This is a genomic window from Bifidobacterium sp. VU/mBH4 (B4), assembly GCF_058199535.1.
On record NZ_JBVPQJ010000008.1, the window covers coordinates 1 to 16,160 of the forward strand.

A 16,160-nucleotide genomic window follows, 5' to 3' on the forward strand; every position below is an offset into this window, starting at 1 on the left:
ACTGTTCCTAAATCAGTTCTTATTATACAGCTGGCTACGGATCAGCAGGTTGCAGGTTCGAATCCTGTCTGGCGCACTTATGTTGAAGCTTCTAAAGTTTAGAGGCTTTTTCTTTATTTCTTCGCTGTTCGACATGAGCCCTATTTTTTCTTGGCCTCTGTTAGACGAAAGTCTTCTCAAAACAAGCCTCATTGAGGTGGTGCCCGGATTTAAATCGATAGGTCACAGTCCATGTACAGTGTGTGAAGTGCTATTTACTGTGCTGCAAACCGGTTGATCGCGCTATCCCTCATAGCTCTTCCAGCTTCTATCTAAATTCACGTATGGCTATGATGAAGTCCTTATACCCTTTGATCTAGTTAATTAGGTTCTATATTACTCAGGAACTTATTGTACCGGACTCGCCGGGAGTTACTTTGAATGACAACATTGTTGTCAGAATTAAACACAAAACGCAACATATTATCCTCACCAGCCGAAGAGAGCTCTCGTAAGAGGTCTAAGTAATAAGTTTTCTGCTGCATCTTAAGCGTCGAACAAATTAGTTAAGAAGCATTCTAAAAGACTTGATAGGTATTTATCAAAAACTACGCTTGGAACAGTCCTATCTTTTCCAACAAGACTTTTGAGTTGTTTGGCAGGTGTGGGCCCTAAATAGAAATTGTTCACTTCGCTATATATTGTTTCCACAAATGGGCGACATTGCACAATTTCATAGCAATTGAATCATTCGGCCGATATTGCTAACTGGCAGTAAATGTCTACCGATTTATATGCTTAGCTGGGAAAGTCGGTGTCCACGTTCGATTGAACTACAGCATATCCGAGACCAGGCTCAAGGCGTGAATCCTCTAGAATACGAGGCCATAATTTTGGACATATCTGTCTTATCTTATCGGATATACCGCGAAGCGGTTTCGCTGACGTACATGTCAAACAGGTCGTTAACACGAGAAAAGACTCGGCCATGGTGTCAGGTACAGAATTGACAAAATAAGCTTTAGTTTTGAATCTTGCGCGTGGTAAGTCACTTTTCTTAGAGACATTATCATGGCTTCAACCATAGAAGCCACAATCCAGGTCAAGGTGCTTTACCCCGACCAGAGCATCCCGCCACGAAGCATTATTTCGGCCACCCCCATTATTCCCAGATCGTTACCATTATCGGAGCGCCGATGGCGATGTGCCGTAAGTGTGTGTCCTTTATTTGGAGACCGACCCCAATGTCTAGTTTGTCGAAGAAAACCATAAATAAGACCGTCACAAACACGGTCTCACTGAGGTTCCCATCATTACTGGGTAACACAGACTCTGCGGTGCCAGTCCCTATGCTGGAGCCACACGGACATCGCTGTCAGCATGCAGCGCGCAATCACTCTGGAGTTGATGGCATCTTCATCAACAGTCCTGTCAGCCCTAGCGGCATCCACAACCTAGTAAGTATTCATCAACGCAAGAACCGTCACCACCGATTTCAATCTCTTCGTTGACGCGACCACCAGCATTGAAGCAAACGGCACGCCAAAACACTACTATGATCATGGATCTAGCAAGTGACGGATAGGAGATGGGGGGGGGGTTGAGGATCCGATTCGCAGACAGTTAGTATATTGTTTAAGTTCTGCTTGCGCTATTATATTTGAAACATATGAATTAATTGTCAGGAGTTAAACTAATTTTGTTATTCTTAAATTTGCCTGATGCTATTTACTGTGCCGTTATTATTTGATTTGCCATGCTCTTTCTCTCCTCCACTTCATCCATGAATATGTAGGAATAGCGCGGTCTAATAAATGACACAAGAGCACATGATTTTGTGTAGGTTGTTTGATCCGACTTGAGAGCCGCGTGTGCTGTATGATAAGCAAGGTAGACGGGGGTTCATTCACTCACAAAGTAGATAATTTATACATGATACTTCACTTGTCCGCCATCGGGGCTTCAATATTCTGAAGTTTTTTCGTTTTTCATTAAAAGTAAGTTTATACCTTATATTTTCAATTATCTATGTAGAATTTGTCTGTTTAGTTTTCTAGGAATGGCCTTTCTGATCTATTATTAATGCCACTAAAAAACTAAGCGGGACGGAACTAACGGCGAGCTGCCGACTATTTATAGGTTTTTCATGCATATAGACGAAATCTTCAACTGTGTTTTCGCATAGTGGCCATAGTGTATTGTGGTTTAACCTAATGTACTTATATATGCGCTGGCTGGTTAGTAGTAAGCAATACAATTTGAATTATACACGTTTTCAGGATGTGAGCATTTTTTATTATAGTCTGTTGTCTAGAACGGTATAAGTCCTGTTTGCAAAGATTTCAATCAACTAGCTAGTGATTTTTCTATGTTCCTGATCTAATCCTATAGAATATCGACTGGGATGATTTTCTGAAAAATACCTCCATTGTTGGAACTCGAAAAGAATGTGGAAAGAGTGTGTTTTTTTAACCGCGCTGATTCTATTGCTCAAAAAATCAATATTGTTAAAGTGTGAATATATGTAATAAAGCAAAAGCTTCTAAATCAGCAGAACCTTCAAAACTGCGTAAATCTCTATGTATTGCTGCTTGGATTGCGCTATTTATTGCGGTTGTTGTTATTATTGTACTCTCGGCCGTTGCTGTATATAGGACAGTAATTTTACAATTCACTCTGCATGGAATTATTTTTATATGGGGCATTGTCGATCTACTGATAGTGGTTGCACCAGTCGCTATTAAACTTAGTAGAGTTAAATTACTTTATAATTCAGGATATAACTTAAATTGTATGGTAATACATCTACTCTATGCTTCAATCACGATGGCTGTGGTTGAAACAATGATTGACATGAAAATGGCGACCAAAGATTACGTGGAAATGCTGAATCAAATGTCTGAGGGAAAGAATATTTATTTAGGCCTTCTCTATACAATGCTTCTGTTAATGCTAGCAGCGGAAACATATGTTGATATATTATATTTATCTGATGTTTTAAGGAGAAATGAAAACAATTGGTACCGCACTACTTTCACATACGTCTTATCAGGTATTGTTATTTCTCCAATATTGTCTTTCTTGTCTCTGGTAGTAGATAACGCCAGTAATGAATCTCAAATAGATACACTGGTAACTATTTGTGCATCTATGGCAGGAATAGTCATCTTCAAATATATAGATACAGTTAATGCTGAGCGTTTAAAGCGATGATGTTGAGCCCAAGGCTTAAACTATTTCTAAGAAATAGAGAATTATTGTTCGAATATATTTAGTATGTGAGTGTCTAGCCAGCCAAATCTACTATATCATCTTAAATCTATTTCTGAAATAAATCCATACGGATGAGAAATTCACATACTTTTATATGTAGTCTTGCCTTCTGTTAAGAGATGAGGGCGGCTATCACGATGGACAGAACATGATTGAGCGGTTTCGTCAGATTGGCACTTAATGAGGTATTACACACTGACGGTTATGATCGATAATCACATCGATGATGAGTGTCCACAATCGGGAAAATTACTGCAGAGGTTCTGTCATTATGCGCAAGACCCAGGTTCCCGTGGCAGATGACAACGTAGGGTTTCTTTTATTTCTGGGGAAGCAGAAACCAAGAATGACAGTAATTCACAAAATAGTAAGTCTCGGGGCTCGTGGGCTGGGAAACGACAAGACATGTCTACTAGGTTGATGACAATAGCAAAGGACGTCACCTATCCCAAGAGGATCGGCCAGAAGAACCTGATTAGGTCACGTAAACTCAGTTATCGTCTGTTGGACACTCTTGGTATTAAAAGTCATCGTAAATTTTCTCGTAAGTCATTGTTCCGTGACCATCGACTAGTTTCTTTCATTTTGTTTGATGCGTTTCTCAAAAAGGGCAATTTGCGGGGCAGAGTCGTGGTCATATTAAAAAAGGAGATGGATGCCTATAATTACTCCTGCAAAAGAATATGCAGCGTATTGAACTAAGAGCATGCTCGTGAGATGCCGCACGTTGGCTCAAACCAGCACTGCTTGGCGCGACTAGCTGGCCTTCCGTCGGGTTGTCTCGTGACAGGCACTCATTTTTTCACTGAGGTTCCTTCGTGCCTATCCTGGCTTCGGTGTGGATGGTCCATGCGATGATGGACATGTTTCGGCTTTCAGTTCAGGCCTTTTTTGCACGTGCCGCCGCTCCCTGGCTCGGTCTACCGGGCCATATTCCACGATAAGGTCGTCCGCCACGGCCGTTGCCGTAAGAAGTAAGGCCGCAGTCCAATAGTCCACGCGCTTGAGGTTCTGCATGAATGCACTTGGATCAAGGAAGGAGAAGGGCAAGATGAACATAATCGGGAACGAGACCGACCTCCCGAGCATGTCAAGGATCAACTTTGGTTTCTGAAGGTCTGTGAATCGCTGTGGTTACGGGTGCGGTTCTGGTTCATCATTGCCCCTACCTGGCTGTCGAAGTGTTACGCATCCACATCATGCTCGGCACTGCGGCATGCCGGCTACTCGCTCATAATATGTTTCAACATTCCGTGAAATCAATAATAAGAAGGGTTTGGCTTTGCAAGACTTGTGAATGGCTGATGGGGGAGGGGTAGTCAGCAGGCTTGATGCCTGTGTCTCGTATTTTTGCACATCTTCCCCCGCAGCATTGCATGGGCGTGATCTCTGTTAGTCAGGAGTATGTCAGAAAGCAGGCCATGGGTTGATACTTGTTGCTAGCGATAGGTAGGGGGGCAGATATTGTTCGTCCTGCCGCTACACGCAGCGTGGATCAGCCGGGGTGCTGTTCCAGCTGCCTGGCTTTCTCAACTGCTGACGCCTCGATTGCAGCGAGCTTATCTGACACGGTTGCTCTGCTCGTGCCAAACGATTGGTGCAACCTCAGTTTCTCTGGTGATAGCCGTGCTGAATGAACTAGTGCGCATATATCCGACCTGCCTGTCGATCCAGGCAATGTCCTCCCCAGTTGGTGAGAGAAGATGGCGGGCCCGTCCCATTCTTTGCTCTCTTATGTACCTGGCCAGAGTTGTGCCGGTCTGACGCTTGAAGGCGACGCTTAAACGGGTGCTTCCCACATACAGGAACTGGGCTATCTGATCGATGGAGAGGTCACCGCCTAAGTGGAATTGGATGTGAGCTTTGACCTGCTGGACCAGGTCTCGGTGGTGTTGAGCATCTGGTTGCTTACTTCGATACAGCTGTTGATTCCCGTCTGTTCCTTGGTCAATTCATAGTTGTTCTGAACTCTCTTATAGCATTGTCTGATGCCGGTGTCATGGCGTGGTATGTAAGCCACTTACCCAAGTTGCCCTCTTAGAGTCGCCTTGGCAAGTGGCTGCCATTTTCAGGATAGGGCCCTAATCCATGCCGATGAGTATCTACGGACCGGATCCGTCGAGTCTTGCCGCGGAGGCGATGGCCGATTTCCAATCGTGAAGCACATCAGTTGACTTAATCCTTCGATGTCACTCGTGGATCATGGGGAGTATGACCGGGTCTTGTCCTACTGGCTACACCTTCTTATCTTTGGATGGCCTAATTGCATGACAATACATAGGGCTTAGCAATGGGCCACGGGTGGCGAGTGTGATTGGTACGGCGTTGATAACCTGTCTGAGGTGCTTCTCCTGCCTGCATTCTGGTTGAGCCATGCTGATAATCCTTGAAAAGGAGGGTGTCAAAGACTTTTGGCAGGGGAATTTTTGGTGGGCGAGGGTTGGGTTGATAGCTTGAGGGGGTCGGACTTGCGCAGGTCACGATGATGCAAGCACATAGTCATCGACCAACAATCAGTCAGTGAACGATGGTCAGGGAAAGCGAGTGGCAGGGGTATGGAACTGGGCAATCAGATTCGCCGGTATCGCTCGGAGTGGGGCATGTCCCAGGATGATCTTGCGGGGAAGATATTTGTGTCCCGCCAGACCATATCCAACTGGGAGAACGACCGTACCTATCCGGACGTGCAGAACCTGCTCCTCCTGTCCAACCTCTTCGATGTGACCATCGACCAGCTGATCAGAGGAGATCTCGACATCATGGATAAGAGCATTGATTCGGAAACCAAAAACCTTCGCCGACTCGGCTTGGTCTGTGGAATTCTCACGGTCTTCATGTTTTTGACCCTTATCGTCGGGTTTGCTCTCTATATGAAGTTGAATAAGTCAAATGTGATTCTGTATGCCACGCTTGCCTTGGCTCTGATAACGGGCATTTTGGGTATCATAGCTGCCGCGTACATCGAGCAGATTAAAGCCCGCAATGACGTGCAGACCTATCGGGAGATCAAGGCCTTTCTGTCTGGCGAGGAAGTGGACCGTAGTAAACGAATCCGCTTTGAACGGAAGTGGCTCATGCCCGGAAATCGATACTACAGCCAGGCGTTCAAGTCCCATCCGATTGTGGGGCCGGTCATCAATTTCTGTGTGACTTCTGCCGTTGGATTCTCTCTGGGTGCAGGTATCGTCTGGACTCTGATTCATATCTTTGGCATGATCTGACCTGCATAGGGAAAGCAGATCGCACCTCAGAAATACGCTTTTGTATGACATTTCTTGGGTAGAAGTTGAGGGGGGGGGGGATTATACGGATGATTTTTACTGCTTCTTGAGATGAACGGTGGTCGTGGTGCCCATCGCGCTGGCCTTGTAGGTGATTTCGCCGTTTTCGTACTTGAAATCTTTGGTGTCGTCCTGTGATGCGAGCAAGCTCTGCGACATTTTGTCCTTGTTGCCCTGGCTGGTCCAAGAGTAGTCACCGGCGGTGGTGGGCGGAGTGAAGCTGCCGGACCAGTATAGGCTGGTGGTGTCGGGGCTCACCCAACCGATTTCTATGCTATCGGCGGTTAACGTTGCTTGCTGGCAGGGTTCTTATCGGAACCGTTTGTCTGCTTCCATGTCCCTGTCAGATCAGCGGGCTGTAGGGCTTTGTTCGTTTTCTTGGGCTTCTCTTGTAAACTGGTCGTTTGCTTTCGTGCATCCGAGGTTGTTGAAGAATTTCCTCAGCACGATGACAAGCCCATTGACATGACTATTGTGGCTGCTATAGCCGCGATGCCCTTGCGCATTTGCGCTTCCTCGCGTCTTCAGTGAACGGCAATAGAATATCACGCATGTCTAAGCGAGAAAGGTTAGTTTGTTTTCAGCAGTCATAGCACAAGCATATAAGCATCGTATCAGTTACTGCCGGTCGATGTTCAGTATCGCTTTTTGCCCAGTTCCTTGATTCGGGCATGTTGTAAATGAGCGAGCTTATGCAGAAAGTGATATATCCGCATCGGATCCTGCATAAGTCATGCTCTTCGTTCCACGTTAAGGTACCCGCTGATGTTTGCACGTCCTCATAAAGGGAATCAGAATGACGTTGGTGGGTTTCCAGGCTGCGGTGTAGCTTAACAATCGTGAGAAAAAGGAAGAATGACAAGGGCTCGTTGCTGGGCATTGTCATTCTTGCATTGCTCGGCGTGATCATCATGCATCCGGTGATCTCAGGAATCATTATTGCGGTTATCGTTCTGTTGGCAGTATTGTACGCGGTGGCGAATAAGCAGCAGACCAAAGACCTTGGAAATGAGCATATAAGCCCGAACGCTAAGAAAAAGCATGGTCCGAGAGGAAAACATGCAAAACGGCCTGCTGACGAGCTGGTTGCTTCAAACGATAATGCGAAACCTGCCGGCAACGATGACGGCTTGCCTGCGGATTATGTGGTGCTTGATACCGAGACGACGGGTCTGCGTGCACAGATGGATCAGATCATCGAGATCGGGGCAGTGAAGGTTCGAGGCCGGAACATTGTCGACAGTTTCGATACCCTGGTTGATCCTGGCAGGAGGTTGGACAGCAGGATTGTCGAATTGACCGGCATTACTGATGCCATGCTGGAGGGTCAACCGAAAATCGGCGATGTGTTGCCTTTGTTCTGGTCCTGGGTAGGAGACGACCCTGTTGTAGGTCATAATTTGCGTTTCGATATGAGGTTTTTCGAAGCTGAGAGTGCACGAGTCGGGTATACCATGCCCGGCCCTGTGTGCATGGATACCTTGCAAATGAGCCGAGCTTTGTTTCCGCAGGAGAAGCACCATCGGCTGCAGGATCTTATTCGCAGATTCGGCATCGCAGAGAACGAGGAGCATCGTGCGTTGTCTGATGCCGCGCAGACGCAGGAGTGCTTTGAATGGATGCGTCGGTATATGAGCGAACGAAGCGGCGGGTTCACTACCGTCTTCAATGCGTCAGATTCTTCATCCAGCGCTTCGACGGCGTTGCAACATAGGAGATCCAAGCACTTCAAAGGGAGGGGCGTCCATTGCCCATGCAATAAGCGTCCTGACGGTCAGTGCATTGTAGAGGGTATAGATAAGTGGCAGACCGTCGGTGTGTCGGGTGCGGCAAAGCACCAAGAGCTGTTTAACCGATTCTCCTCCAGCGACGAGGCCTGGGTGAGATTGCTGCATGGATTCATCAAAACAGGTAAGTACAAAGGCTGGCCGACGATCCAAGTCTGGCTTGACGGAGAATATGCCGGATGCCTCACCGTATTGCAGACATCACGCCATTACCGTCAGGTTCCGCCTGAAGGCGGCGTATCATACGCGCATTTCGGCGCTAGATCCAAAAGAGGAACCCGCCAGTTGCGGGTCTCATTCCCTTATGCCCATTCTGAAATAGAACTGAGTCAAATCAAGCAGGTTGCTCATGGCGAGGATGATGATTTACATTTGCTTATGTGAAGGGAAATTATGAGCTGCTGAAATATAAGCAGTCCGGGTTGAAAAGTTAAATCAGCTGAGTGGCTGTTGCTATATTTGCATGATGGTTGCAATGCAATCTCGCTTGCATGAACGTAGTTATCGCTTTTGACTCAAATGGGTAACTTCACTCATTAGATGGCTTTGCGACTATAGTCATAACAGCTTAGCGCAGTTTTGATAGCTTATCTGTCAAGGATTTATGCCGGACAAATCCCTCTGTACTGTTGTTGCAAGTGGCTTATAAGTTTATTTCTCAGCTCTTAGATGGGAATGACTCGTTTATGCAACGCAGTGAAGTATTTGCCTTTAATCATGGGCGTAGATGCGCATAGGCATTAGATAGACATAGGTGACTAGCTGAGTTTGACTTGGTAGAGATAGATAGATGGCTGCTTCTTGTTATTTGAACAGTATCCATAAAAAATTTAAATAGATTTTTGCTTTACCGAGGGATTTCTTTTCCTTGTATTTTGTGTCCTAATGAAGCAGGGGATGATGACTGTTATCGAAAATTTCACTGATGGAACAACCAGTTATGGATTAGTCCATAGCTATAAAAGTTGTAGGATTGAATCCCATTTCAATAAGATTAACAACTTATCATTGGCTTTTTCGGAATTCTCTGGTTGAGCTTTACTTGTCTAAAACCCTTTTGTATGTCTGTTTTATACACAAGCTTTGATTTTATGCGGTTATACAGATGGTCAATGGGGAAGGGCAATTATGGATTTTGAGGAGAGTTTGAATCAGGTAGCGGCTAAAGTTCAGGAGCAGAAAAGTATCATCGATACTGAAGAAGCGACAAAGACTGCTTTTGTATTACCTTTCATAGGACAAGTACTTGGGTACGATGTTTTTAATCCTCGAGAGGTTATACCAGAATTTACAGCAGACGTTGGCCTGAAGAAGGGTGAAAAGGTCGACTATGCATTAGTCCATGATGAACAAGTGCAAATTCTTGTTGAATGCAAAAATTGGCTGTCCTTTAAGTATAGACAATGCTAGCCAGCTATTCAGGTATTTTGCCACAACTAAGGCGCGTATAGGGATCTTACTAACGGACAGGTTTGGAACTTCTATATGGACATAGACCAGCCCAATATTATGGATTCCAAACCTTTTCTAGTATTGGATCTATTAAATATCGTTCCTACGATGTTGCAAGCTCTGGAAAACTAACTAAACCTAATTTCGATACCGATTCTATAGCTAGTAGCGCAGAGGAACTCAAGTATGTCGGTTCGCTGAAAAGGGCCATTGGCAATGAATACAAAGAACCTTCTGCAGAGTTTGCAAAGCTTCTTACGAGGCATGTTTATGATGGTCGCTTTAGTTCATATATAAAGGAGAAATTCGAACCTTTAGTTGGTAAAGCATTGAAGCAGTTTCTATCAGAACAGGTTAACGATCGTCTTAAAACTGCTTTAGGCGCTGATGATGTCAAAACCACACTGCCTGTTCAACCTGGCGAAGCGAGTCAGAATGTTCAAGGAACAGGTGATGACGCAACCGCCGAAAATAGGTCGATGGAGCTCGAAAGTGACATTGTCACTACCGATGAAGAGTGGACTGCCTATTTAATTGTAGAAGCTATAGCATGCTCGAATGTCGACCCGGAACGTGTAACTATGCGTGATGCCAAAGAGTATTGTGCCATTTTCTTGATGATAACAATAGGAAACCTATTGCACGCCTCAATTTCAATAGAAAGCAGAAACATATCGGCCTTTTTGATGAAAATAAGCAATGCAATCGAATGGCAATCGAAAAAGTTGATGACATTTATTCATGTGCTGATCAGATACGTGAAGAGGTAGATCGTCTTCTTTGATTTATTTTATTTACACGTAATTCCACGTTTGTTCTGCAAGACTATGCTCAGCGGATATAAAATACGCTACCTTGGCGCAAACGGCATGTACACCTTGCAGTTCGAGAACGTCTGTCCCATAGCTGCAAGCCTCAGATGGACCAGCTCTACAGGGAGAAGGTACGTGAGACGGTTCTCCACTGTTGGGTCGGGAACATCGCCATCATTCAGTACAGCCCGTTGGCCTCCGAATCAAAACCAGGAAAGGGTCTCAGTTAGGGAACGTTGTTACAGAGTTAGTCTTGGGGTCAGCGACGGTCTGCTTGCCTTTCGAAACTACGGATGTGTCAATTGAGGCGAGACTAACCTGCACTGTCGCACTGCCCACGCCAAGCGATTGGAGAGATCCTGGTTTTTCTGGTAAAAGCGGCGCTGAATGAGCTGGGGCGCATGTATCCGACCTGCCGGCCAATCCAGGCAACGTCCTCCTCGGTGGACGAGAGAAAATGACGGGCCCGGTCCATTCTTTGCTCTCTGATGTACCTGGCCAGACTTGTGCCGGTCTCACGCTTGAATGCCAGGCATAGACGTGTGCGTCCCACATACAGGGATTGGGCTATCCGATCAATGGAGAGGTCGCCGCCCAAGTGGGATCGGATGTGGGCTTTGACCTGCTGGACCAGGTCGCGGTCGTGTGACGGTTCGTGGCTCTGTACAAAGGCAGAGGAAGATTGGGCCAGCCTTGCAAGGAGTAGGTCGATGTGTGCTTTGATGAGGAACTCTGTCTGGCCCTGCCTCCCTGGGGCAAACTTTGACAGGGCGGTTGAAGCGGCCAGTGCAATATCGGATGGCCAGGGTTGGCAGAAGGCGTCAGAGAGTCCCTTGACCTGGCCGGGCCATTGGTTTTCCAGCTCCATGAAATAGTCGGGGAGGATGCAGATGCTCCGGGTCCGCGAGCGGAAGCCTGCCGGCATATGGTTGGTGACTGTTCCCGCCTGCTGTACCAAGGAGACCATATTGCCCTCCTGCTTCGTACATGGCTGCAACCCATAGGGAGCGTGGTTGGATGCCGGGCTTTCATCCAGGGTCAGGCAGGCGTAGTCGGTCATGGCGTACTCGCTGAAATCCATCTCGCGCAGGAAGGTGATGTCGTGCCATATGACCAGGCAATGAGGACCCGCTGGATTGGCTTGGAATCTTCCCTGACAGATGTCGCCATTGACCTGCCCTTCCAATCCTCCCGATCGGTGATGGAGTTCCATGCCGAGTTGCTCCGCCTGGGGGCGATAGAGGGTCTGAATCTCGCGGGATTCGGAGTATATCGTGTGGTCTGTCATGGCTCACCTGGTTTCATCCTGCCGGCTTTATGGCGATCTCGGCGGACTTTCGTTTTCGTTCGCACCTTTTATGGATTCATCCGTCGCTCTGTGACGGTCTTCCGGGCATTGACTTCTCAGATTACGTTCGATGGCAACGAAGGACAAGAGTTTTGGATGAACCTGGAGGAAAGAGATGACCACAGATCAGGCGGATTCGAGAAGCAAACCGGATCCTGCAGAAGGTAAAGCACAGGGCGGGGGAGATGCGCCTAATCGTGAGAGGTCGCATGGGCGTAGTTCCCTCAGGCGGCTGCTTGATTTCGCCGGCCCTCGTAAGGTGTTCTCCTATCTCGGCTGCGGTCTGTCCGCCCTCTCCACGATTGCTGGCCTTGGACCCTACATCTGCATATGGCTGGCGGTAAAAGACCTCCTCGCCGTTGCTCCGAGGTGGTCTCAGGCTACGGAAATCGCCATTTATGGATGGCTGGGATTCGGGTTTGCGGCGGCTTCCGTCGTTCTGTACTGTGCAGGGCTGCTGATGACGCATCTAGCGGCTTTCCGGAGCGCATCCAACATGCGCAAAGCGGCCATAGGCCACTTGCTGAGCCTTCCCTTGGGGTATTTCGACCTCCATGCCTCCGGCGAGCTGCGTCGCACCATTGATGGCTCGGCGGGCGATACCGAGAATCTGCTCGCCCATATCCTCCCCGACGTGGCTGGCTCCTTCGCCATGATTCTAGGCATGCCGATACTGATGCTGGTCTTCGACTGGCGTATGGGCCTGGCCTGCCTTTTTCCTATTCTGATAGCCCTGGTCTGCATCCGTGCCATGATGAACGATCAGGGGCAGTCCTTTATGACGGAATACCAGGATGCGCTGGTGCGGATGTCGAAGACCGGGACAGAATATGTCCGTGGTATTCCGGTCGTCAAGGTCTTCCAACAGACGGTGTACTCTTTCAAGGCGTTCCATGAGGCCATCGAGCATTACAGCCGAATAGCCAGGAACTATGCCATGCAAATCTGCCACCTGCCCCAGACCATTCAGATGACGGCCCTGAACGGGACCGTGATCTTCCTGATTCCTGTGGCCATCCTGCTGGCTTCGGGGCAGAGTGACTTCACCTCTTTTGTGGCCGATTTCGCCTTCTACGCCGTCTTCTCGGGCATGGTCCCCACGGCCATGACCCGTCTGCAGTTCTCCAGTGAGTCCTTCAGCAAGGCCGACGATGCCTTGGACAGGATTGCCGGCGTGCTCAGCAGTGATCCTCTGACGGTAGCTGACGAACCGGAACGCCCGAAGTCAGCAGATGCTTCCCTGGAACAGGCGTCATATACCTATCCAGGTGCTGATCTCCCGGCACTGGATCGGATTGACTTCAAGGTGCCGGAGGGTGGAATGGTCGCTCTGGTCGGTCCCTCGGGAGGCGGCAAATCGACCTGTGCCAGTCTGTTGCCACGTTTTTGGGATGTGGATTCGGGCAGGGTCGCTGTGGGTGGCATTGATGTCAGATCCATCGATCCACACGATCTGATGGGGCAGGTCGCCTTTGTCTTTCAGACCAACAGGCTCTTTTCGACCACCCTCCTGGAGAACGTTCGCGCAGCCAGACCGGAAGCCACTCCTGAGCAGGTCATGGACGCGTTGAGAGCGGCTCAGTGCATGGACATCGTTGACAAGTTTCCCGATGGGCTTGACACCATGCTCGGTTCAGGTGGAATCTACCTTTCCGGGGGAGAGGTCCAGCGTGTGGCCCTGGCCAGGGCAATCCTCAAGAAGTCTCCCATTGTGGTCCTGGATGAGGCGACTGCTTTTGCCGATCCCGAGAATGAATTCTTGATACAGAAGGCGCTGGCCGAATTGACACGGGCCGAAGGGGGCCGACGGCGAACCGTTCTCATGATTGCCCACCGTCTATCGACTGTGACTCATGTCGATCGAATCCTGGTATTGGATGGGGGCCACCTGGTAGAGCAGGGCACTCATCGCCAGCTTCTTGACGCGCAGGGTACCTATGCCCGTATCTGGTCTGATTACGAACGGGCGGTCTCCTGGAAGGTCGACAACTCTCCGAAGGCTGCCGCCGGAACGGGTCAAAATCCCGCAGGCCCCATTGCGGGTGAGAAGCACGTCGTTCCCGGTGTCGGGCCATTCGCTACGGACTCGTCTACCGGTGATTCCGACATCCAGAGGAAAGGAGGTGAGGCATAAGTGTTCGCCTCATTCAAGAAGAAGTACGCCCTGTCCGACCGAGGCATGAAGATCGTGGTTTTGGGAACGCTGTGGACCACACTGACCAATCTGATTATCATGGCGGGAACGGCCTCCCTTCTGCTGGTCATGAACGCTTTTGTTGAGCACCTGACGGCAGGGGCGCCTCTGCCGAAAGTCCTGCCCTATCTGGCCGGTCTCCTGGTCTTTGCGCTTATTCTCTTCGGCACCTCCTGGTTCCAGTACAGTTATTCCTACGGTGCGGTCTTCAGCCAGACCGGAACCCAGCGGATCGACCTGGCCGAGAGACTGCGCAAACTGCCGCTCTCATTTTTCGGGCGGCGTGACCTGGCTGATCTGACCGATACAATTCTGGGTGACGTGGCCACCATGGAACATGCCTACGCCCATGCGCTGAGCCAGCTCTATGGCGCAGTCGTTTCATCCGTCCTGATATTCCTGTCGCTTCTGCCCATCAATTGGGCACTTGATTTGGCTGCATTCTGGAGCGTGCCGGTGGCTTTCACCATCATCTTTGCCACTCGACGATTCGTTGAAGCTTCGTCACGGCGTACGAGGCAGGCCCAGATTCGGGTCAGTGACGGCATTCAGGAGGCGCTTGACTGCGTTCGGGAGATTCACGCCACCAACCAGGAAGAGAGGTATCTGGAGAGGCTCTCCTCGACCATCGATGACACGGAAGCCATTACAGTCCGAACCGAGATGACTAATGGTCTCATATTGAACTCCGCCATGGTGGTTTTGAGGTTGGGTGTGGCGACGACCTTCCTGGTGGCTGCCGGATTGATCATTCAGGGCAGAATCGACTTCATGGTCATGTTCCTTTTCCTCCTGATAGTCTCACGGATTTACTCGCCCTTTGATCAGGCGCTGATGCTGGTTTCGGAGCTCTTCCAGTCCCAGGGTTCGGCCCGACGGATTCGCTCCATCAACGAGGAACCTGTAGCCGAGGGGAGTACGGAATTCCATCCCGATGGGCACGATATCGTCTTCGACCATGTTGCCTTCTCCTATCCTGGCCTTGCGGGTAAGGCGGCAGGTGAGCCGGTTCTGGAAGATGTCGGTTTTACTGCCAGGGAGGGGGAGATTACAGCCCTGGTGGGCCCCTCGGGGTCCGGGAAGTCGACCTGTGCTCGGCTGGCGGCTCGCTTCTGGGATGCTACTGCAGGTTCCATCACCGTAGGCGGGGTGGATGTAAGTAATGTGGATCCGGAGGTTCTCCTGCGAGACTATGCCGTGGTTTTCCAGGACGTGATGCTCTTTGACGACACGGTCATGGGCAATATTCGAATGGGGCGGTGCGGTGCCAGTGACGAGGAGGTGTTGGCTGCGGCCAGGGCCGCCAACTGCGACCAGTTCGTCTCACGCCTGCCACAGGGGTACGAGACGATGATTGGTGAAAACGGTTCTAGGCTTTCCGGAGGTGAGCGGCAACGAATCTCCATTGCCAGAGCCATTCTCAAGGACGCCCCGATTGTCCTGCTTGACGAGGCCACTGCCTCCCTGGATGTGGAGAACGAGACGCAGGTGCAGGAAGCCCTGTCGCAATTACTGGTGGGGAAGACCGTCATGGTCATCGCCCACCGGATGCGCACTGTCGAACAGGCAGACAAGATTGTCGTTCTTGACCATGGGCGTGTGGTCGAGCAGGGTTCTCCGCAGAAGCTTATGGCCGCAAATGGTGAGTTCGCGCGGATGGTTCGCTTGCAGGGAGAGAGCGCAGGCTGGTCCTTATAGAAAGAGCTTGAATCGGCTGCATGGAGGAGCTAGGAAATCAGGTTCGTTCTGCAGGAATCAAGGCTCATCAGCTCTTTGAGCATCGCAAACAACATCAAGCTGTACCTGCTCTAGGCAGGGACGCCAGGCAAGGGGCATTCGAGAAGATTCGGCCAGGTGGTGGACTCTCTGGGCATTGGGTTTATACTGGGCAAAAATCGCTTGAATATTCCGGTGGGGGAAAGCAAGAGCAGTCTTCGCACGGGCCGTCATTATGAATTCGAAGGCTGTTTTTGCTGATGAGCCTGCTGCAGCTCTCGATTCAGCGAACAGTTCGAGGATCATCGCTCTGCTCTT

11 protein-coding genes are annotated in these 16,160 nt (G+C 49.3%); 7 read left to right on the plus strand and 4 right to left on the minus strand.

Annotation, left to right across the window (positions count from 1 at the left end; translation table 11 throughout):
• Positions 1 to 2,493: 2,493 nt before the first annotated feature.
• A complete protein-coding gene (locus AC0AII_RS08270) occupies positions 2,494 to 3,192 on the plus strand; it encodes a hypothetical protein (RefSeq protein WP_490446777.1) in 699 nt (232 codons plus the stop codon).
• A gap of 1,619 nt (positions 3,193 to 4,811) precedes the next feature.
• On the opposite strand, the gene AC0AII_RS08275 is transcribed toward AC0AII_RS08270, so the two are convergent.
• Positions 4,812 to 5,204 carry a helix-turn-helix domain-containing protein gene (locus AC0AII_RS08275; RefSeq protein WP_490446805.1) on the minus strand — a complete coding sequence of 131 codons (393 nt, stop codon included), beginning with the start codon at positions 5,202 to 5,204 and terminating at the stop codon, positions 4,812 to 4,814.
• A 603-nt stretch (positions 5,205 to 5,807) separates the two neighbouring features.
• Between AC0AII_RS08275 and AC0AII_RS08280 the strand changes: the two genes are divergently transcribed.
• Positions 5,808 to 6,473 carry a helix-turn-helix transcriptional regulator gene (locus tag AC0AII_RS08280; RefSeq protein ID WP_490446778.1) on the plus strand — a complete coding sequence of 222 codons (666 nt, stop codon included), beginning with the start codon at positions 5,808 to 5,810 and terminating at the stop codon, positions 6,471 to 6,473.
• 96 nt (positions 6,474 to 6,569) lie between these two features.
• Here AC0AII_RS08280 and AC0AII_RS08285 read toward each other — a convergent pair whose 3' ends face one another.
• Positions 6,570 to 6,791 carry a hypothetical protein gene (locus AC0AII_RS08285; RefSeq protein ID WP_490446779.1) on the minus strand — a complete coding sequence of 74 codons (222 nt, stop codon included), beginning with the start codon at positions 6,789 to 6,791 and terminating at the stop codon, positions 6,570 to 6,572.
• Positions 6,792 to 7,372: 581 nt separating this feature from the next.
• Between AC0AII_RS08285 and AC0AII_RS08290 the strand changes: the two genes are divergently transcribed.
• The 3 genes from AC0AII_RS08290 to AC0AII_RS08300 all read left to right on the plus strand — a co-directional run bounded on the left by AC0AII_RS08290 (position 7,373) and on the right by AC0AII_RS08300 (position 10,542).
• Entirely contained in the window at positions 7,373 to 8,704 is a 1,332-nt protein-coding gene (locus AC0AII_RS08290) for a 3'-5' exonuclease (protein ID WP_490446780.1), read from the plus strand.
• 744 nt (positions 8,705 to 9,448) lie between these two features.
• Entirely contained in the window at positions 9,449 to 9,730 is a 282-nt protein-coding gene (locus AC0AII_RS08295) for a hypothetical protein (RefSeq protein WP_490446781.1), read from the plus strand.
• Between the two features lie 62 nt (positions 9,731 to 9,792).
• On the plus strand, positions 9,793 to 10,542 hold the full coding sequence (locus tag AC0AII_RS08300) for a hypothetical protein (RefSeq protein ID WP_490446782.1): 750 nt from the start codon (positions 9,793 to 9,795) through the stop codon (positions 10,540 to 10,542).
• A gap of 355 nt (positions 10,543 to 10,897) precedes the next feature.
• On the opposite strand, the gene AC0AII_RS08305 is transcribed toward AC0AII_RS08300, so the two are convergent.
• Complete coding sequence (locus AC0AII_RS08305; protein ID WP_490446783.1) at positions 10,898 to 11,872, minus strand: helix-turn-helix domain-containing protein; 975 nt, start codon at positions 11,870 to 11,872, stop codon at positions 10,898 to 10,900.
• Between the two features lie 175 nt (positions 11,873 to 12,047).
• Here AC0AII_RS08305 and AC0AII_RS08310 point away from each other — a divergent pair, with 175 nt between their 5' ends.
• Together AC0AII_RS08310 and AC0AII_RS08315 are read left to right on the plus strand one after the other, a co-directional pair.
• Positions 12,048 to 14,066, plus strand: coding sequence for an ABC transporter ATP-binding protein (locus tag AC0AII_RS08310; RefSeq protein ID WP_490446784.1), 2,019 nt, complete (start codon positions 12,048 to 12,050; stop codon positions 14,064 to 14,066).
• The gene (locus tag AC0AII_RS08315; protein ID WP_490446785.1) at positions 14,067 to 15,824 is read left to right on the plus strand and encodes an ABC transporter ATP-binding protein; all 1,758 of its coding nucleotides are present in this window, start codon (positions 14,067 to 14,069) and stop codon (positions 15,822 to 15,824) included.
• Between the two features lie 57 nt (positions 15,825 to 15,881).
• Here the strand turns inward: AC0AII_RS08315 and AC0AII_RS08320 are convergent, their stop codons facing one another.
• Positions 15,882 to 16,148: a hypothetical protein gene (locus AC0AII_RS08320; RefSeq protein WP_490446786.1), complete on the minus strand. Its 267-nt coding sequence runs from the start codon at positions 16,146 to 16,148 to the stop codon at positions 15,882 to 15,884.
• Positions 16,149 to 16,160 lie beyond the last annotated feature (12 nt).

Bases quoted from the DNA above. Each gene is read 5' to 3' on its own strand.
- AC0AII_RS08295 (WP_490446781.1), top strand. From the start codon at position 9,449: ATGGATTTTGAGGAGAGTTTGAATCAGGTAGCGGCTAAAGTTCAGGAG.
- AC0AII_RS08280 (WP_490446778.1), top strand. From the start codon at position 5,808: ATGGAACTGGGCAATCAGATTCGCCGGTATCGCTCGGAGTGGGGCATG.
- AC0AII_RS08320 (WP_490446786.1), bottom strand. From the start codon at position 16,148: ATGATCCTCGAACTGTTCGCTGAATCGAGAGCTGCAGCAGGCTCATCA.
- AC0AII_RS08305 (WP_490446783.1), bottom strand. From the start codon at position 11,872: ATGACAGACCACACGATATACTCCGAATCCCGCGAGATTCAGACCCTC.
- AC0AII_RS08310 (WP_490446784.1), top strand. From the start codon at position 12,048: ATGACCACAGATCAGGCGGATTCGAGAAGCAAACCGGATCCTGCAGAA.